Source organism: Streptomyces sp. NPDC050535 (genome assembly GCF_044457665.1).
Taxonomy (GTDB): domain Bacteria; phylum Actinomycetota; class Actinomycetes; order Streptomycetales; family Streptomycetaceae; genus Streptomyces.
In genome coordinates, this window is sequence record NZ_JBITHE010000020.1 from 1 (window position 1) to 18,859 (window position 18,859).

An 18,859-nucleotide genomic window follows, 5' to 3' on the forward strand; every position below is an offset into this window, starting at 1 on the left:
GGGGGGGGGGGGGGGGGGGGGGGGGGGGGGGGGGGGGGGGGGGGGGGGGGGGGGGGGGGGGGGGGGGGGGGGGGGGGGGGGGGGGGGGGGGGGGGCGCCCCCCCCCCGGGGGCCGGTACATCCGCCCGTCGCCGCCGGATCAGACGCCGGTTGAGTGGGGACGGGTCCGGTGACGCGGGCGTACGCGACGGGCATGTGATGTACCGGCCCCCGGCCCCTCCCGCCGGTGGGCATCGACCGGGCTGTGTGGTGGTTTACCGGCCCCGGCGAGAACCGGACCATCGCCTACTGTCCGGCGGGAGCCACGGCCCCTCAGTTGTGAGGAATGGTCACCTCACGTCGACGTAGTCGGCTGTGGAGAGGGCCGGTGCGGTGGTGGAGGTGCCGCCGTAGGACCAGCGGTAGTCGCCGTCGTTGTAGGCGCGGACGGTGGTGGAGAGGGTGCCGTCGGCGGCCGTGGTGACGGTCTTGACGGTGGTGAACTCGTCGCAGCCCTTCTTGCGGAACTGGAGCGCCACGGGCCGGCCGGCATCGGCGGTGGCGTAACTGCCGGTCGCCCAGGCCGCGTTCTGCACGGCGCCCTTGAGGGTGAGGATCTTGCCCCATTTCACCGGCTCGGGGGTGGCGTCGGCGGCGGTGAGCCTGGTGTCGCGCAACACGGCGAAGGTCGCCGCGTCGTCCAGGAATTCGGCGTCGCTGTCGACGGCCACGGCGTAGGCGCTGACGCTCCAGGGGCCGGCCAGTGAGTCGTCGGCGGGTGTGGTGCCCGGGGTGAGGGTGAAGGTAAGGGTGCAGGTGCTGGTGGTGGCGGTCGTCGGCCCGCAGGCGGCTGCCGAGGGCACGGTGGCGTCCTGAGCGCCGTACGCGCCGTGGAACAGGGTGGCGTTGATCTGTTCGAGGCCGGACGGGTCGGTCGCGGTGACCTTCACGGTGACCGTTCTCGCGGCGGTGCCGACCACGACGGAGTTGCCGTCGTTGACGACCACGCTGGTGATGTCGGTGTCGCCGAACTGCTCGTCCGCGTACGCGGCCGGGACGGTGAGGGCGGACAGAGCCACGACGCCGCACGCGGCGGCGGCAGCAGAGTAAAAGCGCATTCGAATTCCCCAAGTTGAATGCCATGGCCTGCCGATTCCCTGTCGGCAGACCCGAATTGGTGTGCAGCGTACTCATCCGGTGGAGATTTAGGAACGTTTTTCGCGCGAAAGTGATCGGGGCCTCCGATTTCCCGGCAAAGGAAGTGCGGCCGAATATCTGTTTCGCCGATTCAATGGAAAACCGCAGGGGAAATTCGACTCGAATTTCAGCGGACCTGGCGACCACCTACGCGTACCGGAGCCCCGGCCTGTCAGGCCCAAGAGGCCTCGCTGGCAAGCGAGTTGAGAGTGTGGCCGGTCGACCCGCACGGTCGACGCACGTTGCCTGTCGGCCGACTGCGTGAACGAGGGGCAACTTTCGCGTGAAGCATGCCGAGGGCCCCCAATTATGGCAATCGTGTTTCACTCCCGCATCACTACTCTGCGTGTGCCGCGTGAACGATGAACCATCGTCGGCCCGCGCGCACTTCCTGATGGCGGGAACACAGGGGTGGGGATGGATGGCAGCAAGACAGGGGGGCGCGGCCGTACCCGGCACGCGCTGTCAGATAGACATCGGGGCAGACGGCAGCTACCTGTGGCGACTTACCGCCACGAACGGGAGGGTGATCGCCGTCGCGGCGATGACGTACCGGAGCTACGGCGAGTGCCGTACCGCGTTCGAGCAACTGTGCGCCGACGTAGCGGAATTACCCGGCGGCGTGCACCACACGTCAGAAGGCAATGGCTGGGTCTGGGGACTGAGGGATCGCAGCGGTGGCGCCGTCGCCGTGTCCTCTCGTGCCTATGAACGGCACTCGACATGTCAGGCCGCCTACGAACGGTTCCGGGCGCTTCTGAGTGATCTCGGGTCCGGCGGGCTGATCCCGTGGGACGACGTCGAGTGAGAACGGGCATCGGGCAAGGGGTGAGTGCGGAGGTGGAGTGAGGGCGGACGTCTGCTGAGTGCGCCGTACCGGCGGCTCGGGGGTTCGCGCGAGAGTTCGTCCCTGGGGCTGGAGGCCCGCCGTATCGCGGTGGGTCCCGGCCCCATTCGTGTTTTCTTGTCGCCGCGTTCACGTCAATCCCGGATGTTGCCTCTCGGGGTCGTCTCGTTCATGTTCGCGTGCGCGGGTGTCCACTACGCCTCAGGAGCGTCGACCCATGTGACGACGCGAACATATGAGAGACCTGTGGCATCGGCGGACGACCCCCCGAGACGCCTGCACGCCGATCAGGGCGTGCCCGACCGCGTGTTCAGGGGAGTCCTGCGCGGCGGCGGCGGTCTGGTGCTCGCGATCATGCTGCTCGTCGGCGGTTTTCTGACGTACCGGGCCTGGCAGGCGCTGACGGACGCGAGGTGGGACTTCGTCACCACCGAGGCCTGGGAGCCCGACGCCCACAACTTCGGCATCGCGGCGGTACTCGTCGGCACGATCCTCATCGCCATGGTCGCCATCGTGTTCGCGGTGCCGCTGGCACTGGGCACGGCGCTCTACATCTCCGAGTACGCGCCGCCGCGGCTGCGCCAGACCCTCATCAGCGTCGTCGACCTGATGGCCGCCGTGCCGTCGGTGGTCTACGGCCTGTGGGGGCTGTTCTTCTTCCAGGGCCACGTCGTCACGCTCTCGCGCTGGATCTCGACGTACTTCGGATGGATACCGCTGTTCGCGGTCGACGGCGCCGAACCGGACGACCCGCTCGCCACCGCGACGGTCTACACCTCCTCCACCTTCATCGCGGGCATGGTCGTGTCCCTGATGGTCGCGCCGATCATCTGCTCGGTGATGCGGGAGGTGTTCTCGCAGGCCCCGGTCGGCGAGCGGGAAGGGGCGTACGCGCTCGGCGCGAACCGCTGGGGCATGATCCGCAGCGTCGTCCTGCCCTTCGGCAAGGGCGGCATGATCGGCGGCACCATGCTGGGCCTGGGCCGGGCACTCGGCGAGACCATCGCGGTCTACCTGATCATCTCGCCGATCTTCGTGATCCAGCCGCACATCCTCCAGAACGGCACGAGCTCGGTCTCCTCGCTGATCGCCCTGCGCTACGGCGAGGCGAGCGACCTCGGCATGTCGGCGCTGATGGCCGCCGGCCTCGCGCTCTTCCTGATGACCCTCGTCGTCAACTTCGCCGCATCGTCGATCGTCGCCCGCAGCCGTTCCGGCGCGACGAGCGACTCCTGAGGAGACCGAGCCCCGATGACCGTCACCACCGCACAGAGCCCGCCCGGCGACCGGGAACCACGGGAGCAGCCGCGCCCCGCGGGTCCGGCGGAATCGCCGGTGCCCGGCGGCACCAGCCTGCCCGGGCGCCGGACCGGGGGAGCCGCGGCGCCCGGGGAGTCCCGCCGCAACCTGGCCACGCTGCGCGCCACCGACGTGTACGCCATGCTGGGCGCCGGCGCCGCGTCCCTCGCCGTCACCTGGCTGACGTTCGACCGGATGCTGCCCTTCAACGGAGCACTGGGCTTCGTCGTCATCGCCTACGTGCTCTTCATCGGCCTGTACGCGCTGCTGGTCTCCTTCGACGAGGACGGTCCCGCGGTGCGCGACCGGGTGGCCGCCGCCGTCATCCAGAGCCTCGGCATCGTGATGCTGGCCGTGCTCGCCTTCGTCGTCGTCTACACGCTCTACGAGGGCCGCGAGGCGCTGCCGCACCTGAACTTCTACACCGAGTCGATGGCCGACGCGGGTCCGCTCGAACCGCTCGGCGTCGGCGGCATCCTGCACGCGATCGTCGGCACGCTCTGGCAGATCGGCATCGCCCTGGCGATCTGCATTCCGACCGGGCTGGTGTGCGCGGTCTTCCTCAACGAGGTCCCGGGCGCCTTCAGCCGGTTCGTCCGCACCATCGTCGAGGCGATGACCGCGCTGCCGTCCATCGTGGCCGGCCTGTTCATCTACGCGACCTTCATACTGGCGCTGGGCTTCGACAGCTCCGGCCTCGCCGCCGCGCTCGCGATCTCCGTGATGATGCTGCCGATCATCATCCGCGCGTCGGACGTGGTGATCCGGCTGGTCCCCGGCACCCTGCGCGAGGCGTCGTACGCGCTCGGCACCTCGCGGTGGCGGACGGTGTGGCACGTGGTGCTCCCCACCTCCCGGTCCGGGCTGACCACCGCGGTCATCCTGGGCACGGCACGCGGGGTGGGCGAGACCTCGCCGGTCCTGCTGACCGCCGGCTTCACCGCGGAGCTCAACACCAACCCCCTTGAGGGGCCGATGGTGTCGCTGCCGCTGGCGGCCTTCGAACTCGTCAAGTCCCCCGAACCCACCTACATCGCCCGCGGCTTCGGCACCGCCGCGGTGCTTCTGGTGCTGGTGCTCGTCCTGTTCGTCGTCGCCCGTGTCATCGGCGGCCGTGGACCGGGCCGGTTGACCCGCCGTCAGGAACACCGCCGGGTCAAGGCGTCCCGCCGTGACGCGCGCCGTTTCACGGCGCGCACAGCCGCTGACCAGCCGTCAGCCACTTCCGCCGGTTCGGCCGGTTCCGCATCGACGAGGAGCACCCCGTGATATCCGCACCTGTCCGACGTCCGCGCGCTACGCGCGTGTACCAGGCACTGGCGCTGTTCGTCGCCGTGGTCTGCGCGCTGCTGGCCGTCAACCCGCCGGACGCCTTCGCGGCCGACTACACGAAGATCAGCGGATCGGGCTCGACCTGGAGCGCCAACGCCATCGAACAGTGGCGCCGCAACGTCCGCCAGCAGGGCATGACCGTGAACTACTCGGCGGTCGGTTCGTCTGTGGGCCGTCAGCAGTTCAAGAACGGCACCTCCGACTTCGGCGTGTCGGAGATCCCGTACGGCCTCAGCGACCTCGGCACGCAGGACCCTCCGCCCACCCGCAAGTACGCCTACATGCCCATCGTGGCCGGCGGTACATCGTTCATGTACAACCTGAAGATCGGCGGCAAGCAGGTCACCAACCTGCGGCTGTCCGGTGCCGTCCTCACCAAGATCTTCACGGGGAAGATCACCCAGTGGAACGCGGCGGAGATCAGGGCGGACAACCCCAAGCTGACCCTTCCGGCCCGCCGTATCGTGCCGGTCGTCCGCTCCGACGGCTCAGGTACGACGGCGCAGTTCACCCTCTGGATGTCCAAGCAGCACGGCTCCCTCTGGAACGACTACTGCCGCCGGGCGGGCAAGTCCACGCCCTGCGGGCTGACCTCGTACTTCCCGGTGATCCCCGGCTCCGGCTTCGTCGCCCAGTCCAGCTCGCTCGGCGTCGCGGGCTACACCAGGCAGTCCCAGGCCGACGGCGCCATCACCTACGTCGAGTACTCGTACGCCAAGAACGCCGGCTTCCCGGTGGCCAAGGTCCTCAACAGGTCCGGCTACTACGTCGAACCGACCGCCTCCAGCGTGGCCGTCGCCCTGACCAAGGCCCGGATCAACAACGATCCGCGCTCCGCGAACTACCTGACCCAGAACCTCGACGGGGTCTACACGTACGGCGACCGGCGCACCTACCCCCTCTCCTCCTACAGCTACATGATCATCCCGACCAAGGAGGAGATGGGCTTCACCAAGGCCAAGGGCAGGACGCTGAGCGCGTTCAACAACTACTTCCTGTGCGAGGGCCAGCAACAGGCCGACCGGCTCGGCTACTCGCCGCTGCCCGTCAACCTCGTGGAAGCGGCCATGGAACAGGTGCGCAGGATCCCCGGCGCCGTGGTGGAGAACATCAGCATCAAGAACTGCAACAACCCGACGTTCTCCTCCGACGGGAAGAACCTCCTGGCCACGAAGGCACCGTTCCCGAAGGCGTGCGACAGGCGGGGTTCGGACCAGTGCGCGGACGGCACCGGTGGCAACAGGACGCCCACGACGATCACCGGCGGCGGCTCGACCGGCGGCGGCTCCGGCTCGGGCGGCTCCGGTTCGTCCGGTGGCTCCGGCACGACGGGCGGCGCCGGCTCGACGGGCGGTGCGGGAACGACGGGATCCACCGGTGGAGCCGGCGGCACGGGTGACACGGGTGACACGGGCGGCAGCGGTACGGCGGGCAGCACCGGCGGGACCACGGAGGGGGCCGTCGTCGACCCCGACACCGGCGAGGTGCTCAGCGGTGACCAGGGCGCCGGCGACTCCTCCGTCGTCGCCAATCCGATCGCTCTCGGCTCCGGCGAGGCCCTCGGTCTGCGTACGGCGCTGATGGCGTTGTCGGCCGCGCTGCTCGTCGGCGTCGTCATCGGACCACCCGTCATCGCCCGCGTGATGTCCAACCGGTCGCGCCGCAGGGGAGGTTCGGCATGACGGCCGCACCGACGCGGCCCCGGCCGCGCGTCCTCGTCGCGGTGGGCTCGCTGCTCGCCGCGCTCGTACTGGCCCTGCTGCCGCTGCCGCCCGCCACGACCGCCGCCGCGGCGGCGGAAGGCGGAGCGGAGGACTCCGCTGTGACGGAGACGGGGAAGAAGGGCAGGTACGACGACTTCTCCGGTCTGAAGGTGACCGTCCACCAGACCGAGGGGCTGCGCTCCCAGGGGGTGCGGGTCAGCTGGGAGGGCGGGGCGCCGACCAAGCCGTCGGTCAAGTTCAACGTCAACTACCTGCAGATCATGCAGTGCTGGGGGGACGGCGCCGCCGGGCCCGACCGGGAGCAGTGTGCCTTCGGAGCGGGTACCACGGAAGGCGCCGGAGCCGGTCGGAGCGTCGAGGCCACCAAGGATCCGGAGGAGAAGGAGTACACGGGCCAGAACGCCTTCGTCCCGTTCCGCCCCGCCAACGGCGAACCGGCCACCACCTCCCTGTACGACTTCACCTACTTCGGCCCGCTCGACACGAACGAGCAGAAGGCCGTCCGAACGTTCGACAACGGCACGGGCGAAGTCGAATTCGAGGTGCAGGACGGAAGCCAGGCGAACCACCTCGGCTGCGGTGAGAACACGGCGGCGGCCGGCAGTACCCCGAAGCCGCGCCACTGCTGGCTGGTCGTCGTACCGCGCGGCCTCCACGAGGCAAGCGGTACGGAGATCACCAACCCCACCAGCGACCAGCTCGGAACCTCGCCGCTGTCCGCGACGAACTGGGCCCAGCGGATGGTCTTCCGCCTGGACTTCCTGCCGGTCGACCAGTTCTGCCCGGAGGGGCAGCCGGAGCGGGCCATCCCCGGCTCCGAACTGGCGGACGACGCCGTGGCGTCGTGGGGACCGAAGCTGTGCTCGTCCACGGGAAGCACGTTCGTCTACAACCGGGCGTCCGAGGAGAGTGCCAGGAACGAGGTGATGGGCGCCACGGAGGAACTGCCCGCCATGGGCGTCACCGTCGACCCGGTCGTCCAGCCGGAAGGCGGACCCGGCGTCGTGCACGCCCCGGTGGCGGTGACCGGACTGGCGGTCGCTTTCTTCGTAGAAGGTCCGTCCGGCGTGGTACAGGAAATAAAACTGACTCCGCGGCTCGTCGCCAAAATGCTCACGCATTCCTATGTGCGTGACGTGCCGTTGGTCGTACCCGCTCCGGAGCAGGTGAAAGGCAATCCGGACTTCTTCACCAGCGATCCGGAATTCAGGGAACTGAACCCGCAGTTTCCCGAACTGGTGGACGAGCCCAGAAGTCTCATGGTCCCGCTGCTGAATTCCGACACCACGCGGATGGTCTGGAACTGGCTCCAGTCGGACAAGGATGCCCGGGAATTCCTCGGCGGGAAGGAGGACCCCTGGGGGATGCGAGTCAATTCCTACTTCGACGACCTGGACCTGGCGGAGAACGCCGCGCTGTCCGACTTCCCCAAGGCGGACCCGACGACGGCGCTCCTCGGCGGCCTCGCGCCTCCGGACGCCACCTACTCGATAACCGATCTGGACCCGTACACGGCCGACCTGCACGACGGGGCGGTGAAAACCCGCCGGGGCAACAACGGCCGCACCATCCAATGGGATGTCGGCGCCACGCCGCCCAGACTCACGAACGACGCCCCCCTGCCCGGCCGGCACGCCGTGATGGCGATCGTCGACGCCGCGTCGGCGGTCCGCTACGGGTTGCAGACAGCCGCCCTGCGCAACGCGGACGGGAAATTCGTGAAGCCCTCGGCCGACACGTTCCAGACGGCCGTCAGCGCCATGCGGGCGTGGCCGGACCAGCCCGACGTACTGAAGGCCGATCCGGCGCGAGCCAAGGGCCAGGCGTACCCGCTGACCGCGGTGGCCTACGCGGCGGCCTCGGTGAACCAGGGCGCGGCGGACCGCAAGGCGTACGCGGACTTCATCAGGTTCGCCGCGGGTCCTGGCCAGACCTCGGGTCTGTCGGCCGGTGAACTGCCCCCCGGCTACGCGCCGCTGACCGCGAAGCTGCGCGCGCAGGCAGAGACCGCCGCCGACGACCTGGAGCGAGGCGTGGCGCAGGGCGGCCCTTCGCCCGGTACCGACCCGGACCCGGACGACCCGGGCGGAGTCACCTCCGGAGCCGACACCGGAGGAACCTCTTCCGGTACGGCCGGCGGCGGAGCGTCCGCGGGAGGAGCGGGCGATGACGGGACCAGCCCGTCGGCGTCGGAATCCGCCGCCCTGAACGGCTCCGCGCCACCCTCGTCAGGACCCCAGCAGAATGTCGCGGAAGCCGGACAGGGATACACCCCCGGCGAAATCCTGGGAATTATCCGCTGGGTCCTTCTCGGCGTCCTCTTTCTGGGCGGAGCGGCAGGACTCGCGGGTCCGATAATGCTTCGCCTCTCGCAACGGCGGACTCCCTAGGAGACGCCTAGGAAGCCTTCCCGTAACCTTTCCCTCGTTGGGAATTTGTTGGTCACCGCGCGAAAACCCTGGAATTGTATGCGGTGGCCGACCGACGGGTCGGCAGCAAGAAAATCCGGATTCAGCTTGAACGTCCAGTCTTCGAAAACCAGAAAGCAAGGGGTTCAGAAGTGAACGTCAAGTCTTACGCCAAGGTCGGTGCTGCTTTCGGCGCCGCGGCTCTCGGTCTCGGCATCCTGGCTGCCCCCGCCTCGGCGGACCCGGCGACGGCGACCGACTACCGCATCCTGTCGGCTGTCGGTTCGGACACCACGCAGTACGTCATGAACGGCCTCGCCAACGGCACCGCTGTCGTGAACTCCGGCGGCGCCAAGATCATCTCTTCGTGGGACGCGGTCAAGCCGGCCACCGGCGCCGACCCCTTCGTCACCAAGCCGGGCTGCTCCTACACCCGCGCCGAGGCGAACGGCTCCACGAACGGCATCAACCGGCTGTCCGACGACATCAGCAACGGGGGGAGCACCTGCGTCGACATCGCCCGCTCCTCGCGTACGCCGAAGACCACCGTGCCCGGCACCGACCTCACCTTCGTCCCCTACGCGAGGGACGCCGTCACCTACGCCACCGACCTCGGTAGCACCGTGCCGACGAACCTGACGATCGCCCAGCTGGCCTCCATCTACAAGACGTGTGCCTACACGGACGCCGGGGGTGTCTCGCGCACGGTGCAGCCGCTGCTGCCGCAGGCCGGCTCCGGCACCCGTTCGTACTTCCTGACCTCCATCGGGGTCACCGAGGCGCAGATCACCACGGCGAAGGCCACCTGTGGTCTCCAGGACAACGTCCAGGAGCACGACGGCACGGCGATCGCCAACGCCAGCCAGCTCGTGCCGTACTCGGTCGCCCAGTGGATCGCCCAGGGCAAGGGCCTGGCGGACGTCCCGAACCGCAAGGGCGAGTCGCGCCTGCGCAGCATCGAGGGTTCGCTGCCCACCACGGGCTCGGGCACCTCGCTCGCGCTCAACCCGAGCTTCGTCTTCTCCCGTGACGTCTTCAACGTCGTCCAGACGTCCCGGCTGGGCGAGGCCGCCATCTCGGAAGCGCTGACGGACATCTGCGCGGCGTCCGCCACCATCCAGAACTACGGCTTCGGCGCCATCTCCAACTGCGGTGACACGACCACCCCCGCCCTCAAGGGCGGCCTGTACTCGTGATCGTCGTCTGATCCTCGCGTGACGGCCGGGCACCCACCAGGTGCCCGGCCCCACGTGCCGTTCCCGAACCCATCCGTCGACCGTCCCCCGGGGGAACGCAATGACAGTGCTACGACCATTCCGAAGAGCGGCAGCGATCGTGGCCGCCTGCGCCGTGCTTGCCCTGGGCGTAGTGGCCCTGGTCGCGTCCCAGTCCCAGCCCGCCTGGGCGGCGTCCGTCGGCGAGTTCGGCATGACGCCCGGCAGCGGAAAGCTGAGCGACGCACAGCCCATCGCCGGCTCCGTCGAACTCCCGGGCAAATGCCCCGACTTCACGCTCGAAGGCATCAACTGGAACAACTTCCTCAACCTCTACGTGGTCAAGGCGGACGGCACCGAGTCGTCGGCGCTGAGGGGGATCGGCAACGGGGCGCCCTACGACCGGGCGGCTTCGACGGTCTCGCTGGCCGCGGCGGACAACCCGGGTATGACGGTGGCCGACCTGACGGATGTCGTCACGGGCGACGGCACCTACGAGTTGCGCGTCTACTGCGTCGACAGCGAGAGCCTGGACAAGCCCACCGAGGAGTGGGTACCGGGCAACCCGTACTGGTCCCAGAAGATCACCGTCACCGGCGACAACTGGGTGGTGGGCGAGGGAGCGACGGCCACCAGCGTCTCGCTGAGCAGCAGCAGCCTGACGCCCGAGCCCGGCCAGGAGACCACGTTCACCGCGTCGGTCGCCCCGGCGCAGGCGGCGGGCAAGGTGACCTTCGAGGAGGGCGGGACGACGCTGGGCGAGGCGACGGCCGCCGACGGGAAGGCCGAGTTCAGGACGTCGACGCTGTCCGAGGGCGTGCACCGGATCACCGCCCGGTTCGCTCCGGCGAACCCCGCCGAGTGGGGCGCCTCGGAGTCCACACCGCTGGCCGTGACCGTGCAACTGCCGAGGTTCGAGATGCTCGACGCCGCGGGGGAGCGGCTGGCCGACAATCCGGCGCTGGACCGCGGTCAGACCGTGAAGGTCGTTGTGCGCGGATGCGAGCCCGGCGCGAAGTTCACCATGGCCATGGACCGGAACGACACCGAGTTCCCCGACGCCACGGCCGACGCGAGCGGCGTGCTGACCTGGCCGGCCCTCACCGTTCCCACGGACGCGGTCGAAGGCCAGAGCGCCTGGAACTTCAGCCCCAACTGCTTCTCGACCGCCGTTGCCTTCACGGTGCCCGCCCCGGCGTCCGAGTCCCCGGGCGACGACCCGTCGGCCTCGGACGACCCCACCGACGACCCGACGGACGAGCCCACCGATGAGCCCACCGATGAGCCGACCGGCGACACGTCCGGCACCACGTCCGGCTCCACCGGCGGCGGCACGTCCGGTACCACCGGCGGCGACTCCACCACCGGCGGCACCTCGCCGCAGGGCGGCCTCGCCTCCACCGGCAGCCAGATCGCGCTGTTCTCCGGTATCGGCGCCGTCGTCCTGGTCGCGGCCGGCTTCGTCTTCGTACGGTTCGGCCGCCGCAACGGGCTGCTGAGCTTCGGCGAACCGCGCCCGTAACGGCGCACGGAGTACGGGCGGCGGGTCCTCACCCCGCCGCCCGCTCCGCCGTTTCTCCACCACACACCTCTCCACAGGAGCGCTCCCCGTGACCGTGCTGTCCCCGCCCCCGCCGGCCGTGGCGCCGCCGGCGTCGGCGCCTTCGCCCCGGCCCGCCGCCGGGCCGCCCCGGGCCGAACGCGCCGGCTTCGCGTTCACCGGGGCCGCGCTGTGCGTGCTCGCCGCCCTGCTGCTCGGCTTCGCCGCCAACCTCACGATCGTGGGCCACCTCCAGCACAGCCGCGATCAGCAGACGGCGTACGACGAGCTGCGCCGTCAACTCGCCCTCGGTATCGCCCCGGTGGGCCAGCAGACGTACGACGGCAAGCTGCTGGTGCCGGGCGCTCCCGTCGCGCTGCTGCGGATCCCGGACCTGGGTGTGAAGGAGGTCGTCGGGGAGAGCACCACCTCCGGTGTGCTGATGTCCGGCCCCGGCCACCGGCGGGACACCCCGCTGCCGGGACAGGCGGGCACCAGCGTGATCATGGGCCGCCAGTGGGGGTACGGCAGCCCGTTCAACGACCTGCACCGGCTGCCCCCGGGCACCGAGATCCGGGTGACGACCGGTCAGGGCACCGCCACCTACCAGGTCTCGGCGATCCGCCGCGAGGGCGACCCGCTGCCGCCCGCCCTCAAGGAGGGCGAGGGCCGGCTCACGCTCATCACCGCCGACGGCGGGGCATACACCCCGTCCGGCACGATCCGCGTCGACGCGACGCTGACCAGCGACGTACAGCCCAGCCCGCCGCGTCCACTGGCCACCGGCTGGATCGACGGGTCCGAACAGGCCCTGGGCACCGAGAGCGCCGCCTGGCTCTCGGTCTTCCTCTGGTCGCAGGCCCTGCTGGGCGCTGCCCTGCTCACCATGGCCGCCTACCGCGCCTGGGGCCGCTGGCAGACCTGGATCGTCGGCGTACCCGTACTGGCCGCCCTCGGTCTCGCCGTCTCCGGCGCCGCCGCCCGCCTGCTGCCCAACCTGCTCTGACCGACGAGGAGTTCAACCATCATGTCCGACACCACCGAGACGACCAGCCCACTCGTCGACGAGATCATGGACCCGACGAGGAAGATGACGGCCGTCAGGACCGGCAGGCTCGGCGCGGCCACCGCGGAGGGCGATCCCGCCACTCTCGAGGCAGACGCCATCTCGGCCTGGTTCGGCGACCACAAGGTCCTCGAGCGGGTCTCGCTCACCATGCCCGCCCGCAGGGTCACCGCGCTCATCGGCCCGTCCGGCTGCGGCAAGTCCACGTTCCTGCGGATCCTCAACCGCATGCACGAACTGGTCGGCTCCGCCTCCCTCGCGGGCCGGGTGCTCCTCGACGGCGAGGACATCTACGACCGCGGCCGGCGCATCACGCACGCCCGCCGCCAGATCGGCATGGTCTTCCAGAAGCCCAACCCCTTCCCGGCGATGTCGATCTACGACAACGTCACCGCCGGCCTCAAGCTGGGCGGCCTCAAGGCCGGCCGCGACGACCGGGACCGGCTCGTCGAGGAGTGCCTCACGAAGGCGGGCCTGTGGAAGGAGGTCCGCGACCGCCTCCGCCAGCCCGGCGGCGCGCTCTCCGGCGGTCAGCAGCAGCGCCTGTGCATCGCGCGTTCGCTGGCGGTACGCCCCCGGGTCCTCCTCATGGACGAGCCGTGCTCGGCCCTGGACCCGACGTCGACGCGACGTATCGAGGAGACGATCCACGAACTCTCCGAAGAGGTCACCATCGTGATCGTCACCCACAACATGCAGCAGGCCGCCCGCGTCTCCGACCAGTGCGCCTTCTTCCTCGCCGAACAGGGCACCCCCGGCCTCATCGTCGAACACGGCACCACGGAAGCGATGTTCGACAACCCCCAGGACCCACGCACCACGGACTACGTGAACGGCCGCTTCGGATGATCCGGATCCGGAGAGGGGGAGAGGCCCGGAGCAGGGGGAGTTCGCCGATGCCCGTCAACTCGCGCTCCGAGCTTCAGCTGTCTCATGCGGGTGTGAACCGACACGGGGTTCAGTTGCCCGGGGGGCGCGCTGAACCCCGTGCCCGTCCTTTGCCCGGCGTCCCGCTCTTCTGGTGAAAGGGGGCACGGGACACCCGGTGCGCGGATGCGTCCAAAGGGGGGTGAGGACGTGTCCGCACTCCCTTCAAGCGTGGGGCGCGGGGGAGCGGAAGAGGCGGCCGAGGGGCATGCGACAGCCCAACTCCCCGTGAATCAGCTGCCACTGGCCACATCAGAGCCATCGGGGGGTCCGGCACGGCCGGCCCCCGTCAGGCAGACGTACGGGTCGACGGGTCAGATGCCGGCGGCGGCCGAGAGATCCCGCTTGACGGCGGCCAGCAGCCCGGCCGCCTTCGTCCGCGCCGCGGCGAGCTCCCCGTGCCCGGCGACCGGCACGACGACCTCCAGATAGCACTTCAGCTTCGGCTCCGTGCCGCTCGGGCGGACGATCACCCGCGCGCCCTCCAGCGTGTAACGCAGCCCGTCCGTCGGCGGGAGCCGGTCGGTGCCCTTCGCCAGGTCCTCGGCGTTGGTGATCGTCAGGCCGGCGAGCTTCGTGGGCGGCTGCTCGCGCAGGCGCCGCATGGCGTTCGCGATCAGGGAGAGGTCCTCGACGCGGACGGAGAGCTGGTCGGTGGCGTGCAGGCCGTACTCGACGGCCATGTCGTCCAGCAGGTCCAGGAGAGTGCGGCCCCGCTCCTTGAGCTCCGAGGCCAGCTCCGTGATGAGGAGGGCGGCCGTGATCCCGTCCTTGTCGCGTACGCCGTCGGGGTCGACGCAGTAGCCGAGCGCCTCCTCGTACCCGTACCGCAGACCGTCCACCCGGGCGATCCACTTGAAGCCGGTGAGGGTCTCCTCGTACGGCAGCCCCGCCTTCCCGGCGATCCGGCCCAGGAGCGAGGACGAGACGATCGACTCGGCGAACGTGCCCCGCGCGCCGCGCCGCACCAGGTGCTGGGCGAGCAGCGCGCCGACCTCGTCGCCGCGCAGCATCCGCCAGCCGGCGTCGCCCTTGACGGCCACGGCGCAGCGGTCCGCGTCCGGGTCGTTCGCGATGATCAGGTCCGGGTCGGTCTCGCGGGCCTTCGCGAAGGCGAGGTCCATCGCGCCGGGCTCTTCCGGGTTCGGGAACGCGACCGTCGGGAAGTCCGGGTCCGGCTCCGCCTGCTCGGCGACGAGCACCGGCTCCGGGAAGCCCGCCCGCGCGAACGCCGCGAGGAGGGTGTCCTTGCCGACGCCGTGCAGCGCGGTGTAGACGGTACGGGCCGTGCGCGGGGAGCCCTCGGCGAGCACGGCGTCCGTACGGGCCAGGTAGGCGTCCAGGACGCTGTTGCCGAGGGTTTCCCAGCCGCCGTCCGGGCGCGGGACGTCGGCGAGCGCGCGGACCGCGTCGATCTCGGCGGCGATCTCCGCGTCGGCCGGCGGGACGATCTGCGAACCGTCGCCCAGATACACCTTGTAGCCGTTGTCGCGGGGCGGGTTGTGGCTGGCGGTGACCTCCACGCCCGCCAGCGCGCCGAGGTGCCGTATGGCGTACGCGAGGACGGGGGTGGGGAGCGGGTACGGCAGTACGGCGGCGTGCAGACCGGCGCCGGTCATGACCGCGGCGGTGTCCCGGGCGAAGTCGGCGGACTTGTGGCGGGCGTCGTAGCCGATGACGACGAGGCCGTCGGTCTCGCCCCTGCCCTTGAGGTACGCGGCGAGGCCGGCGGCCGCGCGGATGACCACGGCGCGGTTCATCCGCATCGGGCCCGCGCCGAGTTCGCCGCGGAGGCCGGCTGTGCCGAACTGGAGGGTGCCGCTGAAGCGTGCGGTCAGCTCCGCCGTGTCGCCGGCCTCGATGAGCCCGGCGAGCTCCTCGCGGGTCTCCGCGTCCGGATCCTCCGCCAGCCATGCCTCGGCCCGCGCGATCAGTTCGTCCTGCACGTCGGATGCGCCTCTCTGTTCGTTCGTACGTTCCCTGCCCGGCCCATGTTTCTCGCCCCCTCCGCCCCTTCCCGTTCCCGTCCCTCGAGGGCTCCGCCCCCAGACCCCCGCTCCGCAAACGCCGGAGGGGCTGATTCTCAGCCCGTCCGGCGTTTGAGGACGAGCGCGTCAGCGCGATGCGGGAACGGGACGGGAAGGGGCGGCGGGGGCGAGAAACCTACAGCCGGTCCAGCACCTGCGTGAGAAGCGCGCCCATCCGCGTGGCCGAGTCGCGCCCCGCCTGGAGGACCTCCTCGTGGTTCAACGGCTCGCCGGTCATACCGGCGGCGAGATTGGTGACCAGGGAGATACCCAGCACCTCCGCACCGGCCTCCCGCGCCGCGATCGCCTCCAGCGTCGTCGACATGCCCACCAGATCCGCCCCGATCACCCGGGCCATCCGGATCTCGGCCGGCGTCTCGTAGTGCGGCCCGGGGAACTGCGCGTACACGCCCTCCTCCAGGCTGGAGTCGATCTCCTTGCACAGGGCCCGCAGCCGAGGCGAGTACAGATCGGTGAGGTCGACGAAGTTCGCGCCGATGATCGGCGAGGTGGCCGTCAGGTTGATGTGGTCGCTGATCAGGACCGGCTGTCCGGGGCGCATGCCCTCGCGCAGCCCGCCGCAGCCGTTGGTGAGCACGATGGTCTTGCAGCCGGCCGCGACGGCGGTACGGACACCGTGCGCGACGGCGGCGACACCGCGGCCCTCGTAGTAGTGGGTGCGGCCCAGGAAGACCAGGGCCCGCTTGTCACCGATCGCGTACGAGCGGATCGTGCCGCCGTGGCCCTCGACCGCCGGCGGGGGGAACCCGGGCAGCTCGGTGACCGGGAACTCGGCCTCGGGTGAGCCGAGCGCGTCCACGGCCGGCGCCCAGCCGGAGCCCATCACGAGGGCGACGTCGTGGGTCTCGGCGCCCGTGAGCTCACGCAGGCGCGTGGCGGCGGCGTCGGCGGCCGCATGGGGGTCGCCCTGGATGTCGTCCGGAAGAAGAGATGCGTTCACGCGCATGAGGGTAGCTGGTCCAGGCCTACGCGCGTAGATGACGGAGCTCCGGTCTCGCGATCGTTGTCTTGTCGTTTCCAACAACCGTCGCGGGCGCGGTTTCCACGAACGGGCGGGCAAAGGCCGGCAAAAGGGGTCACGGGCGAGCCGCGGAACCCAGGCCCGTCCCTCAGCAGGGCCGCTTACGCAGCTCCATCACGTAGTCGTGGGGCGCCCCGGCCGTCTCGGCCGCGTCGGCGAGCTCTCCCAGATACCGCGCCGAGGGGAGTCCACCCTCGTACCCGTTCAGTACGTACACCCATGCGGCCTCCTCGCCGTCCAGCGTGTGCACGCGCACCCGCATCCGGCGGTAGATGTCGAGGCCCACGCCCTCCCACCGGTCCATGGAGTCCTCGTCCAGGGGCGCGATGTCGTACAGCGTCACGAAGACCTGGGAACGCGGTGCCTCGACGATGGTCGCCAGCGCGCCCTCCCAGCCCATGTGCTCGCCCCCGAACGTCAGCCGCCAGTCGTTCAGCCAGCCGGTGGCGCGCAGCGGCGAGTGCGGTGCGCGGCGCGTCATGAGCCGCGGGTCGAGATTGCCGGCGTACGCGGCGTAGAGCGACATGGGATCGAGAGTACGGCAGCAATCACTCCCGTCTCTCGCGTAGCCATCCGGCCACTCGCGTAACAGAAGGAGCTCGAATGACGCAGAGCCGGGGCCCCGGGGCGGAAGCATGTCGGGGCGTGCGGGACAATGGAGTACGTGACTCGGATCGTGATCATCGGTGGCGGACCCGGCGGATACGAGGCGGCCCTCGTAGCCGCCCAGCTCGGCGCGGAGGTGACCGTCGTGGACTGCGACGGTCTGGGCGGGGCGTCGGTGCTCACCGACTGTGTCCCGTCGAAGACCCTCATCGCGACGGCCGAGGTGATGACCACCTTCGACTCGTCGTACGAGGAACTCGGCATCATCGTCGCCGACGACACCCCACACATCGACACGCCCGCGCGGGTGGTCGGCGTCGACCTGGGCAAGGTCAACCGCCGGGTCAAGCGCCTGGCGCTCGCGCAGTCGCACGACATCACCGCCTCGGTGACCAGGGCCGGCGCCCGGGTCCTGCGCGGTCGCGGCCGTCTTGAGGGCATGCAGTCCCTGGACGGCTCGCGCAAGGTGGTCGTGCGGTCCGCGGACGGCACCGAGGAGACCCTCACCGCCGACGCCGTGCTCATCGCCACCGGCGGGAAGCCGCGTGAGCTGGCCGACGCGCAGCCCGACGGCGAGCGGATCCTGAACTGGACCCAGGTGTACGACCTCGACGAGCTGCCGGAGGAGCTCATCGTGGTCGGCTCCGGTGTCACCGGCGCCGAGTTCGCCGGCGCCTACCAGGCACTGGGCTCGCGCGTCACGCTGGTGTCCAGCCGCGACCGCGTGCTGCCGGGCGAGGACCCGGACGCCGCCGCCGTGCTGGAGGACGTCTTCCGCCGCCGCGGGATGAACGTCATGGCCCGCTCCCGCGCCGAGTCCGCCAAGCGGGTCGGCGACCGGGTCGAGGTCACCCTCTCCGACGGCCGGGTCATCACCGGCTCGCACTGCCTGATGGCGGTCGGCGCCGTCCCCAACAGCAGCGGGATGGGCCTGGAGGAGGCCGGCGTCAGGGTCCGGGACTCCGGGCACATCTGGACCGACAAGGTCTCGCGCACCTCGGCTCCCGGGGTGTACGCCGCCGGTGACGTGACCGGCGTCTTCGCCCTCGCGTCCGTCGCCGCCATGCAGGGCCGCATCGCCATGTACCACTTCCTGGGCGACGCGGTGGCCCCGCTGAACCTGAAGGCCGTCTCCTCGAACGTCTTCACCGACCCGGAGATCGCCACCGTCGGCTACTCGCAGGCCGACGTCGACGGCGGCAAGATCGACGCCCGCTTCGTCAAGCTGCCCCTGCTGCGCAACCCGCGCGCCAAGATGCAGGGCATCCGCGACGGCTTCGTGAAGCTCTTCTGCCGCCCCGGCACCGGGATCGTGGTGGGCGGTGTGGTCGTGGCGCCGGGCGCCTCGGAGCTGATCCATCCGATCTCGATCGCGGTCGACAACAATCTGACGGTCGAACAGATCGCGAACGCGTTCACCGTGTATCCGTCCCTGTCGGGCTCGATCGCCGAGGTGGCACGGCAGTTGCACACGCGGAAGGTCGAGGGCGAGAGCTGATCCCGGGGCGACTCTTCGCTGGTCACGGGGAGTTGCCGCCCCTTCTCGTGGCATAGGCGGCGCGAGTAGGCACGTATACCACTTCGCACCCTGCCATGCGAACAACTTCTGTTATTCGGCGCAAACTGCTGAAAGCAGACGGTCGTTGGGGTT

The 18,859-nt window shown here is 70.3% G+C and carries 14 protein-coding genes; 10 read left to right on the forward strand and 4 right to left on the reverse strand.

The features are described from left to right. Window positions 1-329: 329 nt before the first annotated feature. On the reverse strand, window positions 330-1,097 hold the full coding sequence (locus ACIBLC_RS32475) for a DUF5707 domain-containing protein (RefSeq protein WP_399214927.1): 768 nt from the start codon (window positions 1,095-1,097) through the stop codon (window positions 330-332). A gap of 605 nt (window positions 1,098-1,702) precedes the next feature. Between ACIBLC_RS32475 and ACIBLC_RS32480 the strand changes: the two genes are divergently transcribed. The 9 genes from ACIBLC_RS32480 to ACIBLC_RS32520 all read left to right on the forward strand — a co-directional run bounded on the left by ACIBLC_RS32480 (window position 1,703) and on the right by ACIBLC_RS32520 (window position 13,455). Next, complete coding sequence (locus tag ACIBLC_RS32480; protein WP_399214928.1) at window positions 1,703-1,984, forward strand: hypothetical protein; 282 nt, start codon at window positions 1,703-1,705, stop codon at window positions 1,982-1,984. A 333-nt stretch (window positions 1,985-2,317) separates the two neighbouring features. Beyond that, complete coding sequence (gene pstC, locus ACIBLC_RS32485; protein ID WP_399214929.1) at window positions 2,318-3,259, forward strand: phosphate ABC transporter permease subunit PstC; 942 nt, start codon at window positions 2,318-2,320, stop codon at window positions 3,257-3,259. Between the two features lie 15 nt (window positions 3,260-3,274). Next, complete coding sequence (gene pstA, locus ACIBLC_RS32490) at window positions 3,275-4,591, forward strand: phosphate ABC transporter permease PstA (RefSeq protein ID WP_399214930.1); 1,317 nt, start codon at window positions 3,275-3,277, stop codon at window positions 4,589-4,591. 35 nt (window positions 4,592-4,626) lie between these two features. Then, window positions 4,627-6,336 (forward strand): phosphate ABC transporter substrate-binding protein PstS, encoded by a 1,710-nt coding sequence (gene pstS, locus ACIBLC_RS32495; protein WP_399214931.1) that lies wholly within the window; start codon window positions 4,627-4,629, stop codon window positions 6,334-6,336. Beyond that, on the forward strand, window positions 6,333-8,768 hold the full coding sequence (locus tag ACIBLC_RS32500) for a hypothetical protein (protein WP_399214932.1): 2,436 nt from the start codon (window positions 6,333-6,335) through the stop codon (window positions 8,766-8,768). The genes pstS and ACIBLC_RS32500 overlap by 4 nt, the downstream gene beginning before the upstream one ends. 170 nt (window positions 8,769-8,938) lie before the next feature. Continuing rightward, the gene (locus ACIBLC_RS32505; RefSeq protein WP_399214933.1) at window positions 8,939-9,982 is read left to right on the forward strand and encodes a substrate-binding domain-containing protein; all 1,044 of its coding nucleotides are present in this window, start codon (window positions 8,939-8,941) and stop codon (window positions 9,980-9,982) included. 139 nt (window positions 9,983-10,121) lie between these two features. Next, window positions 10,122-11,522 (forward strand): Ig-like domain-containing protein, encoded by a 1,401-nt coding sequence (locus tag ACIBLC_RS32510; RefSeq protein WP_399214934.1) that lies wholly within the window; start codon window positions 10,122-10,124, stop codon window positions 11,520-11,522. An 88-nt stretch (window positions 11,523-11,610) separates the two neighbouring features. Further along, a complete protein-coding gene (locus ACIBLC_RS32515) occupies window positions 11,611-12,546 on the forward strand; it encodes a sortase (RefSeq protein ID WP_399214935.1) in 936 nt (311 codons plus the stop codon). Window positions 12,547-12,630: 84 nt separating this feature from the next. Continuing rightward, on the forward strand, window positions 12,631-13,455 hold the full coding sequence (locus ACIBLC_RS32520) for a phosphate ABC transporter ATP-binding protein (protein WP_399215067.1): 825 nt from the start codon (window positions 12,631-12,633) through the stop codon (window positions 13,453-13,455). Window positions 13,456-13,847: 392 nt separating this feature from the next. Here the strand turns inward: ACIBLC_RS32520 and ACIBLC_RS32525 are convergent, their stop codons facing one another. From ACIBLC_RS32525 to ACIBLC_RS32535, 3 genes are all read right to left on the reverse strand, one after another. Beyond that, window positions 13,848-15,479: a phospho-sugar mutase gene (locus ACIBLC_RS32525; protein WP_399214936.1), complete on the reverse strand. Its 1,632-nt coding sequence runs from the start codon at window positions 15,477-15,479 to the stop codon at window positions 13,848-13,850. Between the two features lie 217 nt (window positions 15,480-15,696). After that, complete coding sequence (locus tag ACIBLC_RS32530; RefSeq protein ID WP_399214937.1) at window positions 15,697-16,521, reverse strand: purine-nucleoside phosphorylase; 825 nt, start codon at window positions 16,519-16,521, stop codon at window positions 15,697-15,699. A gap of 169 nt (window positions 16,522-16,690) precedes the next feature. Continuing rightward, window positions 16,691-17,128 (reverse strand): gamma-glutamylcyclotransferase, encoded by a 438-nt coding sequence (locus ACIBLC_RS32535; protein ID WP_399214938.1) that lies wholly within the window; start codon window positions 17,126-17,128, stop codon window positions 16,691-16,693. Window positions 17,129-17,257: 129 nt separating this feature from the next. Here ACIBLC_RS32535 and ACIBLC_RS32540 point away from each other — a divergent pair, with 129 nt between their 5' ends. Beyond that, entirely contained in the window at window positions 17,258-18,706 is a 1,449-nt protein-coding gene (locus ACIBLC_RS32540; RefSeq protein ID WP_399214939.1) for an NAD(P)H-quinone dehydrogenase, read from the forward strand. Window positions 18,707-18,859 lie beyond the last annotated feature (153 nt).

Excerpts from the sequence above, each read along its gene's own strand:
- ACIBLC_RS32475 (WP_399214927.1), bottom strand. The coding sequence starts at position 1,097 with ATGCGCTTTTACTCTGCTGCCGCCGCCGCGTGCGGCGTCGTGGCTCTG.
- pstA (WP_399214930.1), top strand. The coding sequence starts at position 3,275 with ATGACCGTCACCACCGCACAGAGCCCGCCCGGCGACCGGGAACCACGG.
- ACIBLC_RS32500 (WP_399214932.1), top strand. The coding sequence starts at position 6,333 with ATGACGGCCGCACCGACGCGGCCCCGGCCGCGCGTCCTCGTCGCGGTG.
- ACIBLC_RS32520 (WP_399215067.1), top strand. The coding sequence starts at position 12,631 with ATGACGGCCGTCAGGACCGGCAGGCTCGGCGCGGCCACCGCGGAGGGC.
- ACIBLC_RS32535 (WP_399214938.1), bottom strand. The coding sequence starts at position 17,128 with ATGTCGCTCTACGCCGCGTACGCCGGCAATCTCGACCCGCGGCTCATG.
- ACIBLC_RS32540 (WP_399214939.1), top strand. The coding sequence starts at position 17,258 with ATGGAGTACGTGACTCGGATCGTGATCATCGGTGGCGGACCCGGCGGA.